Annotated in this window: 1 protein-coding gene; it reads right to left on the reverse strand. The window is 47.7% G+C overall.

Annotation, left to right across the window (positions count from 1 at the left end):
• Positions 1–228: hypothetical protein (locus tag SB659_RS20390; protein ID WP_410551748.1), on the reverse strand; the 228-nt coding region annotated here is incomplete at its 3' end.
• Between the last annotated feature and the right edge of the window lie 13 nt (positions 229–241).

Below are 241 nucleotides of genomic sequence, written 5' to 3' on the forward strand. Positions count from 1 at the left end.
GAAAGTTTTAGGGATCGCCTGATTTTTAGTCCTCTTGTGCACAATGTGGTGCCCTTCAATAACAAAGGACGAACCAACGCTATGCAGAACCTCTGGAGAAACAAAGACCGACGGAAAAGCACGTTCAGTGTGCTTCGGATTCCGTTTGGTACGAACAACCCACTCTGGCCCTTGTGAATAGATAGGAGTCGACTGGTGATTGGCCGGTCTTTTTACATCGGACCCCATTTTTACACTCACG

Source organism: Arthrobacter sp. SIMBA_036 (assembly GCF_046535135.1).
In the GTDB taxonomy this organism is placed as follows: Bacteria; Actinomycetota; Actinomycetes; order Actinomycetales; family Micrococcaceae; genus Arthrobacter.